Source organism: Syntrophothermus sp. (assembly GCF_013314835.1).
In the GTDB taxonomy this organism is placed as follows: domain Bacteria; phylum Bacillota; class Syntrophomonadia; order Syntrophomonadales; family Syntrophothermaceae; genus Syntrophothermus; species Syntrophothermus lipocalidus.
The window spans coordinates 19,402-39,657 of record NZ_JABUEX010000024.1; the positions used below are offsets into that span (position 1 = coordinate 19,402).

Genomic DNA, 20,256 nt, shown 5'->3' on the forward strand with positions numbered 1-20,256 from the left:
TTGATTTCCAATTCTTTTTATAACATAACCCTCGATAATGTACAACCACAAGCCTCGGAGCCAAGCCCGGTCCTCTGCTCCCACCGGTCCTGCCCCGTTCATTTCCGTCTTCCACTTGGCCTGGCGTTTCACGGCCTGCGCCTAGGTTCCTGTTTCCGGCGGGTTCTGGGGCCTCTTTCTCCTCCTCACGGCAGTCCTTGGACGTAGCGTCCTGTCCAGGACTTTGAGAAACGCTTCCAGGGCCTGCTGCCATTCTCCTTTATCCATCGCTTCCCTGCCCTTGAGGTACCAGGCCCTGGCCTCCGCTGCGGGCGCATTGAGAGATCTCACTGCCCACACCGCAAAAACCGCAAGACCAGCGAGCCCGGCAGGCCACCACACAAAAAAGAGCACCACGGACGCCACCACCCAAAGACACCCGAGGGCGGTCGAAGCGGATCCGGAGGCAAGCTCTGGAGGCAGGGCACCCGTGTACGTTTCAGCTTCAGTTACGGCCGACTCCGCCCGATTCCGTCCTTTCCTGCTCCCCTTCCTGCTCCCTCCGAAGTATTCTATGTTGTAGAGCCCGGTCCCGGGGATGCTGGTCGAGGTGTAGGCCCCGCGCGGTCCCACTCCGACCCGGAAGCCTTTCCCTCCCACGCTCACCCCGATCCCGCCTTTGGAGAGGTTCAGGCGAACCCCCTTGGCGATCTTGATGCTCTTGCGAAACCTCCAGGCCATTGTTCCACACCTTCGTTTTCGAGAAAGAAACGGCGGACTATCATCCTTTCGGCCAGGGTATGCGCGGCAAAACTGGTTTTTTATCCATATTTCCGGACCGGCCGCTTTGCCTGCTTCGAGCGCTCCTTCTACAAGCTCCGCCATCGAGCTGTTTACGAGAGATGTGTCGTCCAGACTCGCTTCGCGAGTCGCTAAACGACGGTCAAAAGCCAATGTGCCTGCTGTTTGCAGGCCAATCGCCGTGAGCTCGTGGCTCAATTGCTAGTGTTGATTCCCTGCTCACAGCGCCTCAAAGTAGGCCCTAATCTTCTGAGCCATTAGCCGGCGACGTTCTGTCAGAAAATCCGGGTAGTCTTTCACCGTCATGTGCTCGACGCCGTCCGGGATGCAATGCATGCGGAGGTTTTCTCGCAGGGTATCAAGGTCGGTTATGTTGCCGTAACGTCTGGGCCCGCCCTGACACTGTTCCAGCAGCTGTTCGAAGTACACTCTCGGCTCCTTCTTGCCGATTGCTATGTTGATTTCACTTTGGGTAACGACGTAGTTGGCGATCTGGTTGTACTGCCCGCGAGTAAACCCTTGCTGCTTCAAGTATTCGCGAGGAAAAACATGATGCACATCCGACTTCACTTTGATCAGGTCCTGCACAGTTATGTCTCGCGAAAGAAACCCAAGGTCGTTCATTTTTACCTGAGCAGCTAGCAACAAACGGAAATAAGGGCTAGATGCTGAAGAAGTATCCATGGCTTGGGGAAGTGAGACATCCCAAAAAGCGTCTGAAAGTTCTCCTCGAATCAGGTTGTCGGCGTATGACGCGATGCCTTGGGCATGGATCTGGCGAATATCGTGGTCAAACGTAGTCTCAGGGGATCCCGAATAGCGCCCAGTAAGGATAGACATAACAAACCAGCGCCGGACGTAGCGCTCGATGTCTGCTTTAGGCATTCCCATATCAAGCAGCGTCAGGTATAAGATGTAGGCAAAATTAAGGGCGTTCTGTGAGCCAATCATAGAGGCATCCACAAACCCGGCAGAGCGTATTATCATGACGAAGTTCTTAAAATTCGTCTCTTTCATAAAGCTTTTTACGCCTTTTTTTAAACGTTCGAAGGAATCCTCCACAATGCGCTCCTCATACTGCTTGGTTTCGAAATTCCGACCAGATAACAGCGCTACCAGGTCTTCTAGTCGGCCGCGCTTAAACTCGGTCGTAAAAGCCACTCGCAGCATATCGGCATACGAAGGATCATAAATATCATCGTTCTCATGGCGCAACCAAGCCATCTGGGTAAAATACTCGCTGGCAGCAAATTCTTTGTCTTTCTCGACCATGCCGTAAAACTCGGGGGCGCGAGCGAGATGACAGAAATAGTCGATGGCCTTGCGGAGCAGGGACCCACCGTAAGTTTCGTTCACAGCGATCTTCGACATCGCAAAGTCAGCTTGGCCCAGAGGCACCCCCTCAGAGTTAACGCGTATGAATATCTCGGTAACGGTTTCGATGTCCAGATCGGAGTCTAGCTCAATCAGGCCTATTTGGTTGCTCGTAATACCGCGCAGTCTCTCGATGCTGCGGAATATCTCATCCTTATCAGTACCTGGGTTTTTGTCGCAATAAGTGTTGACAAGACCAAATATACTTGTGTGGGGATCAAAGACGGCTGCTATGTCAGGAATCCACGCCGCATCTTTAGCGATCGCAGAATTCAGGACCTCGAATCTTTCCTCTGCCGGGTGAAAGGCAATTCGTATCCGTACCTTCCGGTAATCCTTGTTGACTACCTCTTGTCCCAGTAGAGCTGCCATTAGTGCCGTGACCCTCTGCTGTCCATCGATAAGAATACGTTTGCCAGACGATAGGGTACCGTCCTTCAGTTTAACGTCCGGGTTTCGCCACGCTATGAGGTAACCGACGGGATAACCGTTGTACAGAGAATCCAACAAGTTTCGTACTTTCACAGGAACCCATACGAACGGCCGCTGTATTTCTGGAATGGCTATCTCGCCAGACTTAATCCACGCAAACAGGGTTTCGATGTGCGGTTGAGTAACAGAATAACGCTGGGTAGGCACGTGTAACCTCCTCTCGACACGATGTTGCTTGTTTTTAAACCTACTCCCCGGCCTCCGTCAGCATGGCCACCATCTGGTTACCCGTCTGTGGTATCAAACTGTAGGACCACCGAACGCTATCGATTCGCCAAAGTTCATCATCAGCGAGCTTGTAGAAGTGCTATTGTTACTGGCACCACGCAGCGTCATCTTCGCGTAGGCACCAATTAACTTTCTGGCCTCATAGTTACGGCTGCAAGAACTGCCGCCACGAGCCTAAAATGCGCCTAGACAAAAGCTGTGGTCTTTTCATCTTTAATGCATTTCGATGCAAGCTTTCGTATATTCTTTGTTTTTGTCATTTTTCCTGTTTATCCTTCAGTACTGCTCACCGTTTTGTCAACACGGTTAGGCAACTTTTCTTAGAATACCTAGTTGGTAATACTCGGCCCGGGTGAGATAATCCAATGCTAAGTGAATCCGTTCGTGCCTGTAAAACTCTATGTAATTCTTTATAGCATCGACTGCCTAGGTCTTAGTCATGTTCATCTCCCAGACCTGGTTGGGATCCGTCGTGCTATTAGCTCTTTCTGTAGCATTTTTCCTATACTTAGCTCCTTTCCATATATAAGCATTCCCGATTAAATAATATGCCCGCGGGGTGTCTATGTCACTACACAACTCGATTATCTTATCCAATATTTTGTGACGGTTTGTTGCCTTTTCTATCATTTCTTTTGCGATTATGTCCAGTTTTGAAGAATGAATTCTTACAGTAGCGTGTAATTGAAGCTTTTCAAACAATAATCCTGCCAAGTCAAGTCTCTCTTTTACGGTTGTATCACGCTTCAGTAGTGATCACCCTCCTTGCCCACCAAGCTTTGCCTCTTTTCCCTTTATATTTACACTTATAAAGAACTTAGAAAATACTTTCCGCATAGTCTATCCTAGCGTTCTTCCCGCCGCCAAGTGCGGCATAGTATTCCAGCCTTAACCTCTAACGGATTCAACACGTAGAAACCCAACGTCTAGATAAACGGCAGAACAATGCATTCGTGGTTATGTCCTCGTTAGTTACGTAGTCCTTGCGTTCTCCAACCTAGGCTCACAGCTTGAGTATGTCATCCTTGAAGCCCATACAACCGCCTTACTTTGTCGCTCTCTTACAACGCGTTTTTCATACGAAACCATGACATAATGCCTGTGTGGAGATAGAAAACAACCCCCGCTCAAACTGGGGGTTACTGGTATTACCTATTTCAGATTTAATTTCGCATTAACTAGCTTCAGGTATTGCCCGTCCTGCACCGTTATATATTTCGAACCTGAAAAATTGTCGTTTGTGACAATGGCGTCCAAAGTATGCGAACTATTTGAACTCACTTCCACATAGCCGGCATTTGAAGATTCTACTTTGTATTCGCCGGCCGGTAAATCAATGCCAACTTTATACATACCAGGCCCCAAAACCCCACTTGCTGTATTTACAGGAGGGGCTTTGTCTATGGGTACAGCCTCGCAGCCTTTTAGCTCTAAATACTGACCTGCACTAACAGCGACGATTGAACGGGATGAAAAATTATCGTTGGCAACAATACTATCCAGGGAGCCGGTGGAGTCAGTCGTAATGGCGAAATAACCCATGCCCTTGGCCAGAAGCACATATTCTCCTGGAGGCATATCGGATCCGATTTTATACATACCCTGTTTAAATGTTTGAGGGTTCTCTGATTCTGATTGTTGTGACATGACCGTCTGAGCTCCGTTATCTTCGGTATTAGTTGCCTCATTGTCGCCATTGCTTCCTCCGGATGAAGCTATGCCGATAAGCAGAACAGCTATTAAAGCCCAGAACCACCACCGCTTCCAGATGGGCTTTTTAGGTGGCATCTCATTAAGCTGATCTGGTTGGCCCATCAGTAAACATCCCCTTTCTCTGTCATGTTACATTTTCTTAGTTCGCACTGTTCTTTTTAGAGCTGACATATCCCTCCTTTCTGTTTCTACCGATACCTCATAAACTCCATCGGCACTCCCACCCCGGTTGCGAACTGCTCTAGGGTAGGTTAATTACTTAAGAATCATATGAAGACCGACTTATTCCAAATCTTTAGAGAGGTACCCATCTAAAATACTTGTCTAGTTTTTCCAGATTCTCTTCTAATGGCTTGTCAAGCGAAATCTCGTCGTCTGGGATTGGCGCAATCTGTTGCTTAACGTACCACCATTCTTCAGCATCTGGCACCACATCCCTTCGATCCGCAGGAACGATTTTGTGATACTGCAGCGCATGGCGTTCTCACCCATACCACTTTGGTTCCACGTAAATCAGAACCGGATCCCACGGTTCACCAATTTCAATATAGGGGTCTCGTCCCCAGAACCACCATAGCAGAAAAAAACTTAAAACAACCAACATAAAGACTATCCTGTCCCTTCTCTGTATTTCTTCTCTTCTCTGTACTTCTTTCTCATATTCTCTGTGATTCCAACTATGCAATGTTAGGTCGCCCTCTCCTCCCCATACGTGACCATACATGCTTTTGGCTAATGCCAATCTAAACCTTATCATTTCTTCCGTCACGTCAAATATCTCGGCCAGATCCCATAGGGTTAGGCTTCCGGCTCTCACAACTTTATCTAACTGCTTCTGCGGTTCAAATACAGGGCTACCCAGCGATGTGCCCGTAATTCTTCTCTGGAAAACCAAATCCTATCGCGGTAGCTGCAAAAGGTGCGGTTGACTGAAGCCGTGAAATGATGGCCGAGTTCCTCGGCCAGGACGCATCGGAGAGTGCGGTGGTCATATTGCAGGGAATTATCTAGCCCTATTACTGGCGGCAAATCCTTCGGTGCCCAATATAGGCCCCTTACAGGGGGAATGAAATCCCACCACCTGACTATGATGCCTTCTTGTTCTGCTAAATCGAATAGCTTTTGTGGCAATGAGATCACCTGCCTATACTGTCCTACAACCTCCTCCGCCAAAAATAATGCCAGATATTCGTGACAACAGTGTGTCAGTCCTTTCTCTTTTTCTTACGTTCTTTTTTCACCTCTTCCCGGTGGAACCTCTTAAACTCCTCAATGTTCTGTAATAGCCTCATCCGGCAGATTAGTCATGGTTTCATCGTCTCTATGCGCGGCCAAGGGTTCCCAGCGAGACCACGTTTGTTTTGGTTCTGCATTGGAAAGCAGTTATGGTTCTGATTCTGATGATTCGTATTTGATGGAGTGGCCGCTGATAGTTACAGACTCCAGAAACCTGGCCTAGTGTTCGATTTGGGTCGGGGTTAAACTCGGCCGAATTCACAAGTCGGCGTGAGTGGTGTTACCTTTCACACTCCGGGGTCAGAAACTCCAGAAGTTATTGGCAGATTAACTTCTAAAAAGCAGGTCCTTGTCCTTCCCGCTCTGCTGAAATATCGGTAGTTTATTTGGAGAAGTTGGACAATGTGTCGGTATCTCTCTCGTTCCTGTGGAAGAACCGTTCCTCTTCTTCCGTAGATTCTGCCCCCTGGATTCCAATATGCCAGGGAAACCACATCATCGACTCGTTGTCCTATTTGTGAATTTTCCACCAAACACCGATTTCTCCTTTCGAATATCCCTAATAACGACTTTTTCGTTCTTATTCCTGAGCGCAAGGTCTAATGGTATCTCTTACCAGTCTTCACTGCTAGACCCCTCCGAGAACCCTTCGTACCTATCCTCTTGCGGACTTATCCACGGATATATACTCCTGTCGTACAGCCTGAACCTCCCGGCCACTCTGTTTTCCCTGGCGGACTTGATAGCCCTGTCGATTCCGTTTGCCTTAGACGATATCATGTCTGCAAGGTGCAGAATCACGGCTTCCGTTGTCGCCGGCTCCACGATTGCCCTCCACTCGAGCTGCCCGTGATGGCTCAAAATGAGATGGGCTATGGCGTCAATCCTACTTTCGGATACCTTCCACTTCAACGGCCAGTCGTTTTCCCAGAACCTGTACAGCATGTCCCTGCCCAGCAGGCAGTGGTCGCCCTTCAGCTTGACCGACTCGTTTATGGTAATGACGCCATACCTGTCTATCTCGTACTCCTTTGTCTTGCCTATGTCGTGCAGAACGGCCCCGGCCACAAGCACGTCCGTATCCACGACAACGCCGTTTTCGTTCATCGCCTCCGCACTCGCCAGGGCGATTCTCACCACTTCCAGGGTGTGCTCCACCAAACCCCCTAAGTATGCGTGATGGTACTGCTTCGCTGCCGGTGTCCTGCAGAAGGCTTCCCGGTTTTCGTCGAGCAGGGCTTTTACCATGTTTTTGAGGTCCCCGTCGTTTATTCTCTGCACCAGGGAAAGCATGTCTTCCCACAGTTCGTCTGCCGGTCTTTTGCTGGTTTCTACGTAGCGGTCGGGGTCTTCGGGCGGATCCGTGACTTCGTATTCCCATATCGACAAGGACGTTTCGTACCCTTCATTCTCAGTTACTGTGTATCTGTTGACGTTTATCCAACGGCCGGGAACCAGGTTCGAAATATCATCTTCACCCGCAGTCCATCTGTTGGCCTTTATATGCCTCGCCTGCCCCATTTCCGGCACAGCTCCCGGTTTGACGGTCAACTGCATGCTGATGTACGGGTTGCCTTTTGCGGATATCCCCTGGGTTCTCGATTTTATCAACGCTCTGAAAGGCATTCGTGGTTTCTCCTTTGCTTTTTGCTTCAGTTCCCGAGTCAGGTTTTCCACCCTTCAGCTTGAGTGTACACGCGGGCGATTTTTTCTGCCGCTTGCCTCACTTCGTCCCTCAGGCTGTCCGGGGACAATACCTCCGCCATGTCGCCCCACTGCAGGAGCCAGGCTATCATTTCCGAAAGCCCGCATACTTCAAACGATACGACAACTGACCCGTCGGAAAGCTCCTCTTCTATTTTCTGAGACGGGTGGCAGAGCAGTTTTCCAGGTCTCGCCTGATCTGTCGCTCGCTTACCTCGAATCTCTCTGCCAGTTCCGCTATGGTTACGCCTCCGTACGGCGTCTTGCGGTTGAGCACCTCGACGATCATGTTGAGCCTCAAAAGCTTGGTGGCATCCCTTCTGCCCTTGACTGCCACTGCCAACACTCCCGGCGACACGGTTTATTACCGCTTTTCTTCTTTACTTCACCGGAGTGCCGTTATTTTCCTTCTGAGGAAATCGTTTTGTGTCGATTTTGGAAAAGGGTTTTCGCTTTCATAGTACCAGGCGGGCGTTGACATAGTTGTGTCAATTGTAATCGTTGCATACTGAAAAATTATTTGTATAACGGCACCCTTACTCGCAGATTCTCTTGTTTGGCGACACTAATCCGTCCCCCCGGTCAGTAGCGTATATCACCCCTGAAAACAGAAGAACCCTACACTTTTTTAACGCAGGGTTCTTTCGCAGGGCTTGTGGCTACATGGACCTTCGGTCACTTCGGTTTACTACTTCTCCCTCTCCTCCCGCCTGATGGCTTCGGCTACCCAGGAGCGTATCAGGGTCTGGTAGGGAATGTCTTTCTTTGCAGCTATCCTTTTGACGGCCTCCAGCTGGCATTCTCGGAGCCGAAGAGTAATCCGTTTGGTCTTGCGTCTTTCAGCGACCTTATCGGCTAGTTCCGGGTCTACCTCCACCTGAACGGGCTCCAGTTGGTCCCAGTAATCGGCCGCGCTGTGGGTGTCCCAGAATTCGGCTTCTTCCTCTCTGCTCTTGAATTCAGGCACGACAGGTTTTTCTGCCATCTTAAGACCTCCTTTCCCTGCGGAATAGCCGCCTCTCTCTTTTTGTCCATGTTTCTCGCCGTGATCACGTAGGCCCTCCCGTCTGCCTCTAGGGCGTAAACGACGGTCAGCCATCTCCCGTCCTCGGTGCAGCCCAGGGTCACGTAGGTGTCGTTTCGCGATTTCCGGCACAAGGGACGGTTGATGAGGACTTCTTCTGCTTCTTCCGGCGTAACGCCGTGCCGGGCGATATGCTCAACGTTCCAAGCATTCCAAATGAACCCGGTTATCTTTCGCAACACAAACACCTGGCTCTTACAACGTACTGCTTTTGTTCTGCTCTTGTCAACAGGCCTACTTCCTAAATCCTGCCAATACTTGGCCTGGAATTCAAGACCTTAAATGCACAGGGAAGAATTATGAAAATCAAAATTCATCGGGGAACACAAGAGGTAGGCGGCTCCTGCGTTGAACTGCAGAGCGGGGACACCCGTATTGTCGTGGATCTAGGCCTGCCTTTGGTGGAAAAATGAGTACTACAGGTTAGGGATTAAGGTTAAATACTTGAACGATGGCGATGTTTACCAGTTGAAGTGCTAGGAGCACAAAAGTGTTTATCTGGATCGTGGGATGGCCGACCAGTATATCTTTATCTTCCGTTATCCTGGCAATAGGAAGCGCGCGCTATAGGCACCTTTTTCGGCTACTATCCCGCACGCCAGGCTTCATCCCTGGACCCGGTCCAAGCCTTGATCAGCCCTTGAGTTATAAGTAGAGCCCTGCCCAGTACTATTTTCGGTTCTCCCTCTGCTTGGCCAGGTAGTCTCTGATTATCATCCTTACCAGGGCACTGCGTGAGATCTGGTTTTCTTTCGCCAGACGCTTGATCTCTTCGACTTGTCTGGAAGTCAAGTAAAAAGTGGCGTGTTCGAACTTGTCGGTAGCCATTTCTTTTCACCCCTCCGGCTGGACCGAAACAACGTCCTGCTCTACTGGCTAGTATATGTAACCATTTCTCTCGCGGTTACCTTGTCGAGAGCTCGTTTTTCAGTTTCCCAACCCTTTCCCTCATAGCCCTACGCCCGGCTCGGATGATATCTGGAATCGCGTGGACCTCGCTCAGCCCGGCTTTTTCAACGTCAGGCTGTATCTCCATGTCCGCGAACAGTTGCCTTTCTAAAAACGATGTCTCCTCCACCGTGATATCTATGGACCTTGTCACAATACCGGGAATGTCACGCACGGGACGCTCTAACCGTCTCGATTGCAGATTGACCGCCAGAACATAGTCCGCGCCCATGATCCTAAGAACCCGAACCGGTACCGCGTCTTTCAGGGCACCGTCTACCAGACTCAACCCATTCAACTCTTTGGGCACAAAGGTAACCGGTATGCTGACGCTAGCGCGAACCGCCTCGCTTAAAGAAGCTTCCCTGATAATTATGGTATCCGAGTCCTCCACTTCAAATTGTTGGTTGGTGAAAATCACTCTTTTGCCGGAGTTTAAGTCCGTAGCTACAATAGCTAGCGGTAAACCCGCTTCCGACAAGCGCTTACCCTTCGTCCACCTAGCCACAAGTCCCTCCAGCCTGCTGCCTTTCAAAAACCCCGCTGGGAAGTGAGCCGGCCTACCTGTAAGAATGTGTCCAAGGAGTTTGCCCAGCCCTTGCCAGTCGTAGTCAAGATAGTCCTTGGCCCTGAGCCGTAGGACCGCCTCTTCCATCTCTCTGGGCGCCATTCCCGCGGCATAGCAGGCTGCCACTACCGCACCGGCACTGGTTCCGGACACATAGCTAGGGATGATCCCGTACCCGTGCAAAACCTGAAGAACCCCGATATGGGCTGCTCCCCGCAAACCTCCCCCTCCGAGAGCTAACCCCAGCGTCCTCACCTTCTAACCCCCCATTTCCCGCAGGCAAGAATAACCAACCACTCATTTGTGTGGCACCTATTCCCTGGGCTTCCTTGTATTGTTATCACGGTGAAGCCGCTCCGTTTTTTGATGTTTATTTCTTGTACGAGTGCTGGTAATATTTCGTGCAGCCAATGAACGAGCCGCTCGTTTGCGCCTCGTCTTCATGGACGGTTAAAATAAGACAACCCCTTGGTCAAACATTTGATAGAGCCCAAACTTGAAAGGAGCGATAACATGAAAAGAGCGATTCGTTTGTTTTCTTTCTTCGTCTTATTGTCCCTTGTTCTTGGCCCGGTCAGCTTAGTGAACCCGCCGGGGGCACTGGCTTTAACCGGATCTAGTTCGCAGTCGTCACCTACTTCCTATAGCTGGACTGATTGGATCGCCAGCTACGCTGCTCAGGCCAAAGCTTCTTCCCCCACTTCCGCCACTTCTACCACAACGTCTACCTCCGCTACTTCGAACAATCAAACTCAAACCACACCGAGCAACTCGACTTCCCAACCACTGGCCTCGGAAGAGCAGTGGATGTTGACCCAGATTAACCGCGAACGCACCAGCAGAGGTATTAAGCCCCTGACCCTGGATCCAGCCCTGGTCAACCTCGCGCGCAAGAAGAGCCAGGATATGGTCGTCAACAACTACTTCGCCCACCAATCACCTACATATGGCAGCCCTGGGAAAATGGTAAAAGATGCCGGAATCAAGTACTGGCTGTGCGGGGAAAACCTGGCCCGAGCAGCGACGGTTGGTGCCGCCCACCAGGTCCTGATGGATAGTTCCATCCACCGGTCGAATATATTGAATCGGAGCTACACCCACGTCGGGATAGGCATAGTCCCACAAAAATCAGGTCAGGGAGTAATGGTTACCCAGCTCTTCATTGCCAGGTAAATGTAAGCAACGGGAATGGACAGTAAAACCAGTATCCTTGAGGATACCGGTTTTACTGTCAGTCTAATCTCCACAGCCACACCCGTTGCCGCCTGCTTTTACACCAAAGATATCATCTTGCGGGGGATAAGGAGGCCAAGGAGGATCGAACTCCGGACACTCGCCCAGGCCGTTTTGACATTCGGGTGGTTCAGCGCAATAACCGTAAGTCGGGATCATTAGTTGCACTTCGGAAATAAGTTTGAAGAGCAAGAGCTTGCCTATGCAGCACGTGATCTCGGTCACACCGCCAATTTCGTTGACCTTAGAGATAAAGCACTCGAGACAGGCTACCAGGGGCACATCAACCTCGCACTTCAACCCGGTTTCTCCAGCCCGGGACAATCGGACCGACTTAAAGACGTGTACCGTTTTCTGTAAGGTGACAGTGGTGCTGTCGATGAGAACGACTTTGGAGATAACCTCGAGGTCAAAGTCTACACTGACCCGACCAGCTTGAGGAATATCGCAGATTATGTCACTTACGATCTTGGCGGATACGCAATCGATTCGATCGATGGTGTTCCTGGGAATCGGAACTTCCAGTTCGAAGATGATCTTCTCGACATCCGCTTCTTTACACTCCTGCAACACCTTGTTTACCTTTATGCAATCGATTTCCGTGGGCGGCGGGCATTGGGGAATGCCGTCTACTACCGGGCACTTGCCAGGCCTTACTTCAGCCATACTGTTCCCTCCTTTCTTTGAACTCCTGTCAGCTCTGCGGCTCGGGCCGCGAGCCTCCAGACTTTCTAGGATATACTATGCGGGGGCAAAACTTGGTGTTACTGGCAGTCTCGATTTGCTGTTACAGCCAATACTGAGTTAGCAGACGTAGAGGTATTACCAACAGAGAATGAAAATTGGGATAGTACACGGTACAGGGAAATAAATCACAATAATTTATAATCTGCCTTAATCTGCGCCTGTCTTGTGACTTACTTGCGACCCGGGGCTTTTCCAGTTAAGCGGACCCACTCGGAGAGAGGCCAGGGATACTCGCTCCAAGATTTGCTCATTCTCTGTTCGCTCTCCAAATTTGTTGAATCGCAGCCTTCGTTCCCGTTTTTTTTCTCTCCCGTAAGCGGCAGTTCTTTTCCTTCCGAGGGTTTGTCGTTACAAGATTCGGCCTCCTCACCCCGGCTTCTTTCTCCTTGCTGTGGATGCCATCGACGAGCTAGCGTCCTTTGGGGCCACCTTGATCTCCGGGTCCGCTCGTTTTCCGCCTTGACCAATTGCAGGAGGCGCCTGGCGCCGGCCGGTCCCAAGAGGACCCCTTCATCCACCCTGACCAGGCTATTGGGGATCAAGTGAGCGTTTATGAGCTCAATAACCTCGGCCTCGCTCCTGTCGAGCTGTCTTGCCACCTCTTTTATGGTGTAATAACCCTGCACCGCGCATCCACCTCCAGAGCTCTGTTCTGTCTGCCCGAAACTAAGACTCTGTCCGCTTTCTTCTCTGTTCCTCACAATATAGTATGAAAGCCGTGCCCGAATGGACACGGCTCTGACAACCGCCAACGCGTTTCTCTTCAAAGAAAAAAGGATGGTCAAAACGCCCCCCATAAGAAATTTAGCTGCCGTTGATGGCAGCTAGTCGTTAACATTCGCTATCTTTATCTCTTCTTCACCGTTGTTGCATACGAAGAGCTCAACGGTTTCCGTCAGGATGTCGGCGTAACTATAAGAAATTCTTCTTTCCACTTTACGTTCGTTAATCTTTATTACAAATATATTCGGGTAAGTAGATTCTAACACGCCTTCGCTCTCGATGATGCGGTTTCGGCCCCGGTTCGCTTTTAGTCTAATCCGACTCCCAACGAACGAATCGAGGTCCTTCTTTATTTCGGAAATCGGCCTGGGCAAACCCAATTACATCACCTTCTTTGTAGTTGTAATCAAAAATATTTTATCCCATCCCCCGTTTATTGTCAAGATGGGGTTATTAGTATACTCAAAAACCTGATCGCTGTCAACAAAAGTTATGTCGAAAAATAAAACGGCAAACTTGGATTTGCCGTTCCATAGTCTATTTCGTATATTTATCCGCAACTTTGCTAGCTCCACAAGCCTCCGGCTTTATCTTGGCATCGAATCCGCTACCAACAATCATCCCGATAATATCTTTAATCATATCTCGAGTATCCCCCCGCAACCCAACATCTAAGTGTATCTCCACTTCAAGGTCGTCTCGCCCGTGTTGGTGAAGCAGATGTACCAAACGATCTGCCGTAGACAGGCTCAAGGACGCCTCGTAAAAAATACGCTGACGCAGGCTGCCCATTTTCTGCATATGCTTCTTCGTGTAGTAATAACGAGCCCCTTTACCTATTCTGTGTATAATGATTGCGGTCACAAAGCAGGTTGCTTCCCGTAACTGGGAATCGGAGCCTACTATTAACTTGTAAGGTAAACTGGTATCTTCCGACACATAGTCGAGGATATCTTCCCCCACCTGCTCCAGGGTCATACGCCCACGGCTGGGACTAAAGAATATCATGGTCATTGCGCCTCCTGTTCGGAAAAAGCATCAGCTATTTTACCGAATTCATCGATCTCTAGGGTTTCTGGTCGTCTCTTCGGCTCGACTCCCAACATTCCCAGTTTCTGGGCTGCTTCCGCCTTATCCACACCGAAAAACTCAGCTACTATGTTATGTATAGTCTTTCGACGCCTTTGAAAAGCTTCCTTGACCAGCCCTTTGAAAACGTCTTCATTCCTGATTGCCCAGGGCCGTGCCCGCCGCGGCGTAACGCGTATTACTGCCGAGTCCACCTCGGGGCGAGGACGAAAACAATTGGGCGAAACCCTGCGCACCATTTCCACTTCTGCCTGGTATCTTACCATTACCGTTAGCATACCGTAGTCCTTAGTACCCGGAGGCGCTAGCATCCGCTCTGCCACTTCTCTCTGAACCATTAAGACGGCCCAGCACATGGAAGGCGCAGTCGCTAGTAGATGGAAAATTATAGGTGTTGTTATATAATAGGGGAGATTGCCACAAACTTTGTAGCTTGCCTCGGGAGCAAGCGAAAAAGCCTGTTTTGTTTCCCTTTCAATGTTTAATTTCAGTATGTCGCCGAACAACGTCTTTACATTGTCCCGTCCTGCCAGTACTTCCTTTAACGGTTCGGACAGGTCCGGGTCCACTTCAATAGCCAGGACTCCCTTTGCCTCTTGGGCCAGGTATCCGGTCAAAGCGCCGATTCCTGCTCCTATCTCTACTACGTACTCGTTCTGGTTAAGCTCGCAAGCTTTGACGATACTGGTTAATACATTATGGTCCAACAAAAAATGTTGTCCCAACCTCTTCTTCGGGTGCAGGTTGTACTTTGCCAAAGCGGCTCTTACCCGAGCTAAGTGAAAGCTACCTTCATCCATCACCGAACCCTCTAGTCATACTACTAGCATTATACTATAAAGCTTCAAAATTAAAAGAACCTGGGATGATTTCCCAGGCCAACCTTTACCGCGGCGGTATACGACGAGATACCTCGTTGATGTCTCCTTGCAATTGGCTAACCGGTTTCCCGTCAGCCACCTTTTTGGCTATCGCTCGGATCTTGGCGACCAGGTCTGGATCTGCTGTAACCTGAACCCTCTTTATCCTAGGATCAGCTTGGGTTAACCTGTTAGCTACCTCGTCCATAACCTTTTTCTCTTCCTTGTTCCCCTGACCTTTCTTGACCATGAGTCCGACGATAGCGTTAATCCGCTTGCCCTGCCCCTGTAGAATGACCGTGGCGTTTTCGACCCCCTCTACCTTAACTGCCTGATTGGAAAGCTTGTCTGCCAGTTGCCGAAACTCGGACATTTCCAAGGTCGCAGGTGGGGTCACAGTTCTCGGCTTTCGCGCCGGCTGTTGGCAACCGGTAAGAGCAACCATTACAATCAGACCAATCGCGACCAACCTAACCCGTGCATTTGATAACATAGGCTTCCCCCTTTCGTGGCTTATTAGATATTGTTTGGGGAAAAGCCAGTTTTTAAACGCGAAGCAAATGTTCCCACAAACAGAACTCCCAAAGACTGTGCCATGTGCACTTGCCTAAACAAATTAAGGGGCCTTAGCCCCTTCTGCTTTTACCGATGCAAAGTACATGCTTTTTCAACCACGTGCCTTATTCCAATACGTATACCTTTACAGTCCTGCGTCCCCAAGATCGGCACTGGCTCTCGGTCTCCATAAAAACGTCAATGCGGTTTCCCTTAATGTCACTCCCACAATCTGCAGCCCTGGCAAATCCATACCCCTCAACGTACAGCCTAGTCCCCATGGGTATCACGCTCGGGTCCACCGCCACTAATCCTACCTCAGGATATGCACCGGACGATGTCCGGCTCCCCGTATAAGTGTAGGCAGTTGCTTCGGCTATCATGGCCCTATCAAAGTCAAGCCTGAGATTACCACGGGATACTGAAGTGATGGTTCCCATGGCTATCACTTGAGGTACAGGATCTTTTACGATGGTTCTCCCTATGACTTCTCGTCCCGTCTCTTTTCCGTCGTGATAAGTTATCTTTATTTCATCCACAGCTAAACCGTTTTGCCCGCGGCGAACGGTCTTGGTCAAACCCTTTTCAAGGGTGTTGTCCGCCGTCCTCTGGACCGGGTACGGAATAACCGCATTGGCGGTTATCACCTGATGGCTTACTCTGACTACCCGAATGTCTTGCCCTTTTTTGATGACAACATCCGGCTTTGGTGTTACGATGTCCTCGTCTCCCAGGCCAATACCGGCGACCTTGAGGGCTTGGGCTACCGTAACCGGGGTAGTAAGTATCTGGCGCACTCTGCCGTCAGCCAGTACTTTAACATTGAAAGCCCTGATCACCTGAATACGGGATCCCTTTTCTAACCTGGTATCTAATCCTGGTTTCACTACATCCTTGGGTCCCAGCTTGATGCCTTCTTGCTCCAAGACATCCTGTACCGTTTGTTTGAATGTTAACGTTCTAACCAGCTTTCCGTCGACCGCAATAGTGACGTCTTTCTCCAGCCAGAATAAGAGCCCTCCTAAAAAAGCTACCATGAAAACCAGCGCCAGCCAAAAAGCTAGCTGCTTGCTTCTCAAAAATAGCACGGGCATCCCCTCCCAACTGTGCCTTAATTTTACCTGCTAACAAACGTTCTGTCAATGACAATTATGGTATCATCTAGCTTGTCTGGCGATTTCTGGCATTCGCCCTGGTGCGTCTCAATCACTATTTATTATTATCAGTTTGTGCAGGATTTATTCCTCACAGGTTTTGGATCGGGGCCCGTCTCTAAAATCAACACTACATAAACCGCTCTGCCGTCACCTTATCCGAAAGACTTCCTTGGTGTTCCGCGATGTCAGGTAAGCCACTTCTTCCCACGATTTGCGTCGGATCTCAGCTAGCTTTTTAGCAACTTCGCGAACGTGTACTGGTTCATTACGCCGACCGCGGTAAGGTTCTGGCGTAAGGTAAGGACAGTCAGTTTCCACCAAAACCCGCTCAAGCGGCACCTTTCCTGCTACTTCGACGGCTTTCCGAGCATTCTTAAAAGTCAGAGGCCCGGCAAAAGAAATATAGAATCCAAGTTTCAACAGCTCGATGGCCATCGGCCAGCTCCCCGAGTAGCAGTGCATAACCCCTCCGTTCTCACCCGCGTTTTCTTCTTTAATTATTTGGAGAACTTCTTGATGCGCATCCCGGTCATGGATGACTATCGGTTTGCCCAGTTCCTTGGCTATCCGTATCTGCACGCGGAAAGCCTCGCGCTGCACGTCTCGCGGTGAAAGGTCCCGGTAAAAGTCCAGCCCGATCTCTCCCACCGCCACTACTCTCGGGTCCCGGGCCATTCTAAACAATTCGCTTTGCGCTTCTTCGCTAAGGGTTTTCGCATCGTGAGGGTGTACCCCAACTACGGCAAAGATGTTGGGGTACCTGTGGGCCAGCTCTAAGGTTTCGGCAGATGATTCGATATCGTATCCCACGCAAACGATACCCGCTAGCCCCTCGCTGAATGCGCGCTCTATGACTTCCTCCCTATCCTTGCGATAAGCCTTGTCCTGTAAGTGGGCATGGCTATCGATGAGCAACGCTTCCTCCAATTCTTCATGCCCCCTGTTCTGCTCACTTTATCTTGCAACCAGAGGGAAGATCCCGGTCCAAGGTGAGGATAGCCAGCCCCTCTTCATTAGAGGCGGCCAGCAACATCCCTTGCGATTCGACTCCCCTTAATTTGGTCGGTTTCAGATTCGCCACCACTACGATCTTCTTGCCGACGAGCTCCTCGGGGGTGTAGTGCTGAGCAATGCCGGCTACTATGGTTCGCTCTTCTTCCCCCAGTCTCACCTTAAGAACCAGCAGCTTGTCTGCCTTCTTCATCTTCTCCGCCGCTATTACTTCTGCTACCCGGAGATGGACGCGCGCGAACTCATCTATGGTTATGAATTCCTGCAAGTCATTCACCTCGGGCCCCGGTTCGGCTGCAATAGGTTCGGCCGAGGTTTCCTTGTCATCCTTTTCCAAAGTCTTTAAGTCAATCCGCGGGAACAGGGACTCGCCTTTTGCCACCTTTCTGCCGGACACTAGCAGTCCCCACTTCCCGGCTTCGCCCCACCTCAGTTGCTCGGGATCGTCAAATACCGCAATCTGCCGGTTTATTCTCCCTGGCAGGGTGGGCATAAATGGCGCCAACATTATACCAGTAATGCGGATGACCTCGGCTAGGTTATAAAGAACCGTATTCAGGCGTTCTCGCTTAGCTTCATCCCGGGCCAGCAACCACGGTGCCGACTCGTCGATGTACTTGTTAGCCCGGGAAATCAGCCGCCACACAGCACCCAAAGCAGAAGAAAAATCCAAACGGTCCAGCTGCCGGCCTACTTCGCCGTAGACAGCGGCTGCAGTATCCACCAGTTCTTGATCCAGCCCTTCTTGTGGGCCTGGTACCGGGATCACGCCCTGGCAGTACCGTTCTATCATCCCGATGGTCCGGCTGACCAGGTTACCCAAATCATTGGCCAAATCCGAGTTGATGCGGGCTATCAGCATTTCTTCTGAATAGTAGCCATCCATCCCGTAATTGAGTTCCTTCAACAGGTAGTAGCGGATAGAGTCTACCCCGTACTTTTCCACCAGAATCAGAGGGTCAACCACATTGCCCTTGGATTTCGACATCTTGCCGCCTTCCAGCATCAGCCACCCGTGGCCGAAAACCTGTTTGGGCAAAGGAAGGTCAGCCGCCATGAGAATGGTAGGCCAGATTACAGTATGGAAACGAACTATATCCTTACCCACCAGGTGTACATCCGCCGGCCAGTACTTGCCGAACTTTTCCTGGTCGTCGGGGTATCCCACGGCAGTCAAATAATTTACCAGAGCATCAAACCAAACATAAATGACGTGCCCAGGGGCAAACGGGATCGGTATTCCCCATTCGAAAGTAGTCCGGGAAACACAGAGATCTTCAAGCCCCGATTTGATGAAGTTTATCATCTCGTTTCGCCTGGATTCGGGTTGTATGAAGTCCGGGTTTTCTTCGATGTGTTTGAGCAACCGCTCGGCATACTTGGACATAGCAAAGAAATAGCTTTCCTCCTGGGTCAGCTCCACCGGGCGGTCGCAGTCCGGACATTTACCGTCAACTAGCTGGCGTTCCGTCCAAAAGGCTTCACAAGGAGTGCAATACCACCCCTCGTATTTTGCCTTGTAAATATCGCCTTTTTCATAAACTTTCTGGAAAATAGTCTGAACGGCTATTTCGTGCCGCTCTTCGGTGGTACGGATGAAGTCATTGTGGCTGATTAACAGAGTATCCCACAACACCTTGAATCCGTCTACGATTCTGTCTACGTATGCCTTAGGTTCCATTCCCTTGTCCCGGGCCGTGCGTTCAATCTTTTGGCCGTGTTCGTCCGAACCGGTGAGAAAGAACACGTCATACCCCTGCATCCGCTTGTAGCGCGCTATGCAATCCGCAGCTACCGTGGTATAAGCATGACCTATATGCAGGTTGTCGCTGGGATAGTAAATGGGAGTCGTTATGTAAAAACTCTTGCCATCACCCATAACCCAAACCTCCTCGCTTTTTAGCAAGATGACCGATTTCACAACAAAGCCCCTCGTCTGCTTCGAGAGGCCCTCTTCCTCCGTCTAATGTGTCCTGATCATAGAAAAAAAACGGCTGCATGTCAAGAAAACCCAGCCACAGATGCACACTGATGACCACAGATTGACACAGATTTTTTAGACGCTGATTAACGCAGATTCTCATTACAATATTTGGTGTATCTTAACAATGATGAAATATTCATCAGCATGAATTTACCCCCGAAATCAAAACCCGTTTTCCAGATTCTAGTGATAACACCTTTAGGGGTTATAGCGGACTGTGTTCCTCTGTTGCCAGTTTTCCGAAAAGATTAATCCAGATTTCCTGAAACCACCTCATAATGAAAAAACCTCAAAAAACACGGATTTATCTAAGTTCAACCATAAATAATCTCAAAACAAACCAGCGTTAATCTGCGTCTAATAAATAACATCTGTGTTAATCAGTGGCAATCTGTGTTCATCTGTGGCTAATCTATCTATGGGCCTTTGTCGAAAAATGTCTTGACTGTTTCTCCCAGCTTTGGTATCGTTTATACGAGCGCTGACTGCTGAATTTTGTACAGGGGGGAGGGACAGGCATGATGAAATCTACAGGTGTTGTTCGCAAGGTGGACGAGCTCGGAAGGATCGTCATCCCCATAGAACTGAGACGCACCATGGGCATTGAGGAAAAGGATGCCTTGGAAATCTATGTGGATAACGAAAAGATCATCCTTAAAAAGTATGAGCCCGCCTGTATTTTCTGCGGTAATGCCGAGGAAGTTCAGAACTATAAGGGCAAGAACATTTGCCGCAGTTGCTTGATCGATATCGCTAAGCAAGCGGGTTAA

The 20,256-nt window shown here is 50.0% G+C and carries 24 protein-coding genes; 2 read left to right on the forward strand and 22 right to left on the reverse strand.

Annotation, left to right across the window (positions count from 1 at the left end):
• Positions 1–141: 141 nt before the first annotated feature.
• The 13 genes from HPY90_RS08785 to HPY90_RS08840 form a co-directional block, all read right to left on the reverse strand.
• Positions 142–978, reverse strand: coding sequence for a DUF4236 domain-containing protein (locus HPY90_RS08785; RefSeq protein WP_287193717.1), 837 nt, complete (start codon positions 976–978; stop codon positions 142–144).
• A gap of 21 nt (positions 979–999) precedes the next feature.
• On the reverse strand, positions 1,000–2,793 hold the full coding sequence (locus tag HPY90_RS08790) for a GmrSD restriction endonuclease domain-containing protein (RefSeq protein WP_287193720.1): 1,794 nt from the start codon (positions 2,791–2,793) through the stop codon (positions 1,000–1,002).
• A gap of 507 nt (positions 2,794–3,300) precedes the next feature.
• A complete protein-coding gene (locus HPY90_RS08795) occupies positions 3,301–3,588 on the reverse strand; it encodes a hypothetical protein (protein WP_287193723.1) in 288 nt (95 codons plus the stop codon).
• 438 nt (positions 3,589–4,026) lie between these two features.
• Positions 4,027–4,689 (reverse strand): Rv1352/Rv1906c domain-containing protein, encoded by a 663-nt coding sequence (locus HPY90_RS08800; protein WP_287193725.1) that lies wholly within the window; start codon positions 4,687–4,689, stop codon positions 4,027–4,029.
• A gap of 382 nt (positions 4,690–5,071) precedes the next feature.
• Entirely contained in the window at positions 5,072–5,404 is a 333-nt protein-coding gene (locus HPY90_RS08805; RefSeq protein WP_287193728.1) for a hypothetical protein, read from the reverse strand.
• Between the two features lie 8 nt (positions 5,405–5,412).
• Positions 5,413–5,718 (reverse strand): hypothetical protein, encoded by a 306-nt coding sequence (locus tag HPY90_RS08810; protein WP_287193731.1) that lies wholly within the window; start codon positions 5,716–5,718, stop codon positions 5,413–5,415.
• Positions 5,719–6,435: 717 nt separating this feature from the next.
• Positions 6,436–7,449 (reverse strand): 3'-5' exoribonuclease YhaM family protein, encoded by a 1,014-nt coding sequence (locus tag HPY90_RS08815; RefSeq protein ID WP_287193733.1) that lies wholly within the window; start codon positions 7,447–7,449, stop codon positions 6,436–6,438.
• Positions 7,450–7,487: 38 nt separating this feature from the next.
• Positions 7,488–7,748, reverse strand: a complete 261-nt coding sequence (locus tag HPY90_RS08820) for a WYL domain-containing protein (protein WP_502707203.1) — start codon at positions 7,746–7,748, stop codon at positions 7,488–7,490.
• Entirely contained in the window at positions 7,679–7,864 is a 186-nt protein-coding gene (locus HPY90_RS16335) for an HTH domain-containing protein (protein ID WP_287193736.1), read from the reverse strand. Before HPY90_RS16335 ends, HPY90_RS08820 begins: the two co-directional genes overlap by 70 nt.
• Positions 7,865–8,215: 351 nt before the next feature.
• The gene (locus HPY90_RS08830) at positions 8,216–8,512 is read right to left on the reverse strand and encodes a CopG family antitoxin (RefSeq protein ID WP_287193738.1); all 297 of its coding nucleotides are present in this window, start codon (positions 8,510–8,512) and stop codon (positions 8,216–8,218) included.
• Positions 8,395–8,799 carry a BrnT family toxin gene (locus tag HPY90_RS16340; protein WP_502707202.1) on the reverse strand — a complete coding sequence of 135 codons (405 nt, stop codon included), beginning with the start codon at positions 8,797–8,799 and terminating at the stop codon, positions 8,395–8,397. Before HPY90_RS16340 ends, HPY90_RS08830 begins: the two co-directional genes overlap by 118 nt.
• A 481-nt stretch (positions 8,800–9,280) precedes the next feature.
• On the reverse strand, positions 9,281–9,439 hold the full coding sequence (locus HPY90_RS08835; protein WP_083761916.1) for a ribbon-helix-helix protein, CopG family: 159 nt from the start codon (positions 9,437–9,439) through the stop codon (positions 9,281–9,283).
• Positions 9,440–9,515: 76 nt separating this feature from the next.
• Positions 9,516–10,382, reverse strand: a complete 867-nt coding sequence (locus HPY90_RS08840; protein ID WP_287193740.1) for a patatin-like phospholipase family protein — start codon at positions 10,380–10,382, stop codon at positions 9,516–9,518.
• Positions 10,383–10,640: 258 nt separating this feature from the next.
• Here HPY90_RS08840 and HPY90_RS08845 point away from each other — a divergent pair, with 258 nt between their 5' ends.
• A complete protein-coding gene (locus HPY90_RS08845; protein ID WP_287193742.1) occupies positions 10,641–11,300 on the forward strand; it encodes a CAP domain-containing protein in 660 nt (219 codons plus the stop codon).
• Positions 11,301–11,363: 63 nt separating this feature from the next.
• On the opposite strand, the gene HPY90_RS08850 is transcribed toward HPY90_RS08845, so the two are convergent.
• From HPY90_RS08850 to metG, 9 genes are all read right to left on the reverse strand, one after another.
• Complete coding sequence (locus HPY90_RS08850) at positions 11,364–12,026, reverse strand: hypothetical protein (protein ID WP_287193744.1); 663 nt, start codon at positions 12,024–12,026, stop codon at positions 11,364–11,366.
• A 251-nt stretch (positions 12,027–12,277) separates the two neighbouring features.
• On the reverse strand, positions 12,278–12,733 hold the full coding sequence (locus HPY90_RS08855; protein ID WP_287193746.1) for a hypothetical protein: 456 nt from the start codon (positions 12,731–12,733) through the stop codon (positions 12,278–12,280).
• Between the two features lie 198 nt (positions 12,734–12,931).
• Positions 12,932–13,210 (reverse strand): Veg family protein, encoded by a 279-nt coding sequence (locus HPY90_RS08860; RefSeq protein ID WP_013174272.1) that lies wholly within the window; start codon positions 13,208–13,210, stop codon positions 12,932–12,934.
• Positions 13,211–13,367: 157 nt separating this feature from the next.
• A complete protein-coding gene (locus tag HPY90_RS08865) occupies positions 13,368–13,838 on the reverse strand; it encodes a ribonuclease H-like YkuK family protein (RefSeq protein ID WP_287193749.1) in 471 nt (156 codons plus the stop codon).
• Between the two features lie 2 nt (positions 13,839–13,840).
• Positions 13,841–14,719, reverse strand: a complete 879-nt coding sequence (gene rsmA / locus HPY90_RS08870; RefSeq protein ID WP_287193751.1) for a 16S rRNA (adenine(1518)-N(6)/adenine(1519)-N(6))-dimethyltransferase RsmA — start codon at positions 14,717–14,719, stop codon at positions 13,841–13,843.
• Between the two features lie 85 nt (positions 14,720–14,804).
• Positions 14,805–15,272 (reverse strand): YhcN/YlaJ family sporulation lipoprotein, encoded by a 468-nt coding sequence (locus HPY90_RS08875; protein ID WP_013174268.1) that lies wholly within the window; start codon positions 15,270–15,272, stop codon positions 14,805–14,807.
• Positions 15,273–15,459: 187 nt separating this feature from the next.
• Positions 15,460–16,422: a resuscitation-promoting factor gene (locus HPY90_RS08880; protein WP_013174267.1), complete on the reverse strand. Its 963-nt coding sequence runs from the start codon at positions 16,420–16,422 to the stop codon at positions 15,460–15,462.
• Between the two features lie 216 nt (positions 16,423–16,638).
• Positions 16,639–17,406 (reverse strand): TatD family hydrolase, encoded by a 768-nt coding sequence (locus HPY90_RS08885; RefSeq protein ID WP_287193776.1) that lies wholly within the window; start codon positions 17,404–17,406, stop codon positions 16,639–16,641.
• A gap of 34 nt (positions 17,407–17,440) precedes the next feature.
• Complete coding sequence (gene metG, locus HPY90_RS08890) at positions 17,441–19,381, reverse strand: methionine--tRNA ligase (protein WP_287193753.1); 1,941 nt, start codon at positions 19,379–19,381, stop codon at positions 17,441–17,443.
• A gap of 626 nt (positions 19,382–20,007) precedes the next feature.
• Between metG and HPY90_RS08895 the strand changes: the two genes are divergently transcribed.
• The gene (locus HPY90_RS08895) at positions 20,008–20,256 is read left to right on the forward strand and encodes an AbrB/MazE/SpoVT family DNA-binding domain-containing protein (RefSeq protein WP_273698940.1); all 249 of its coding nucleotides are present in this window, start codon (positions 20,008–20,010) and stop codon (positions 20,254–20,256) included.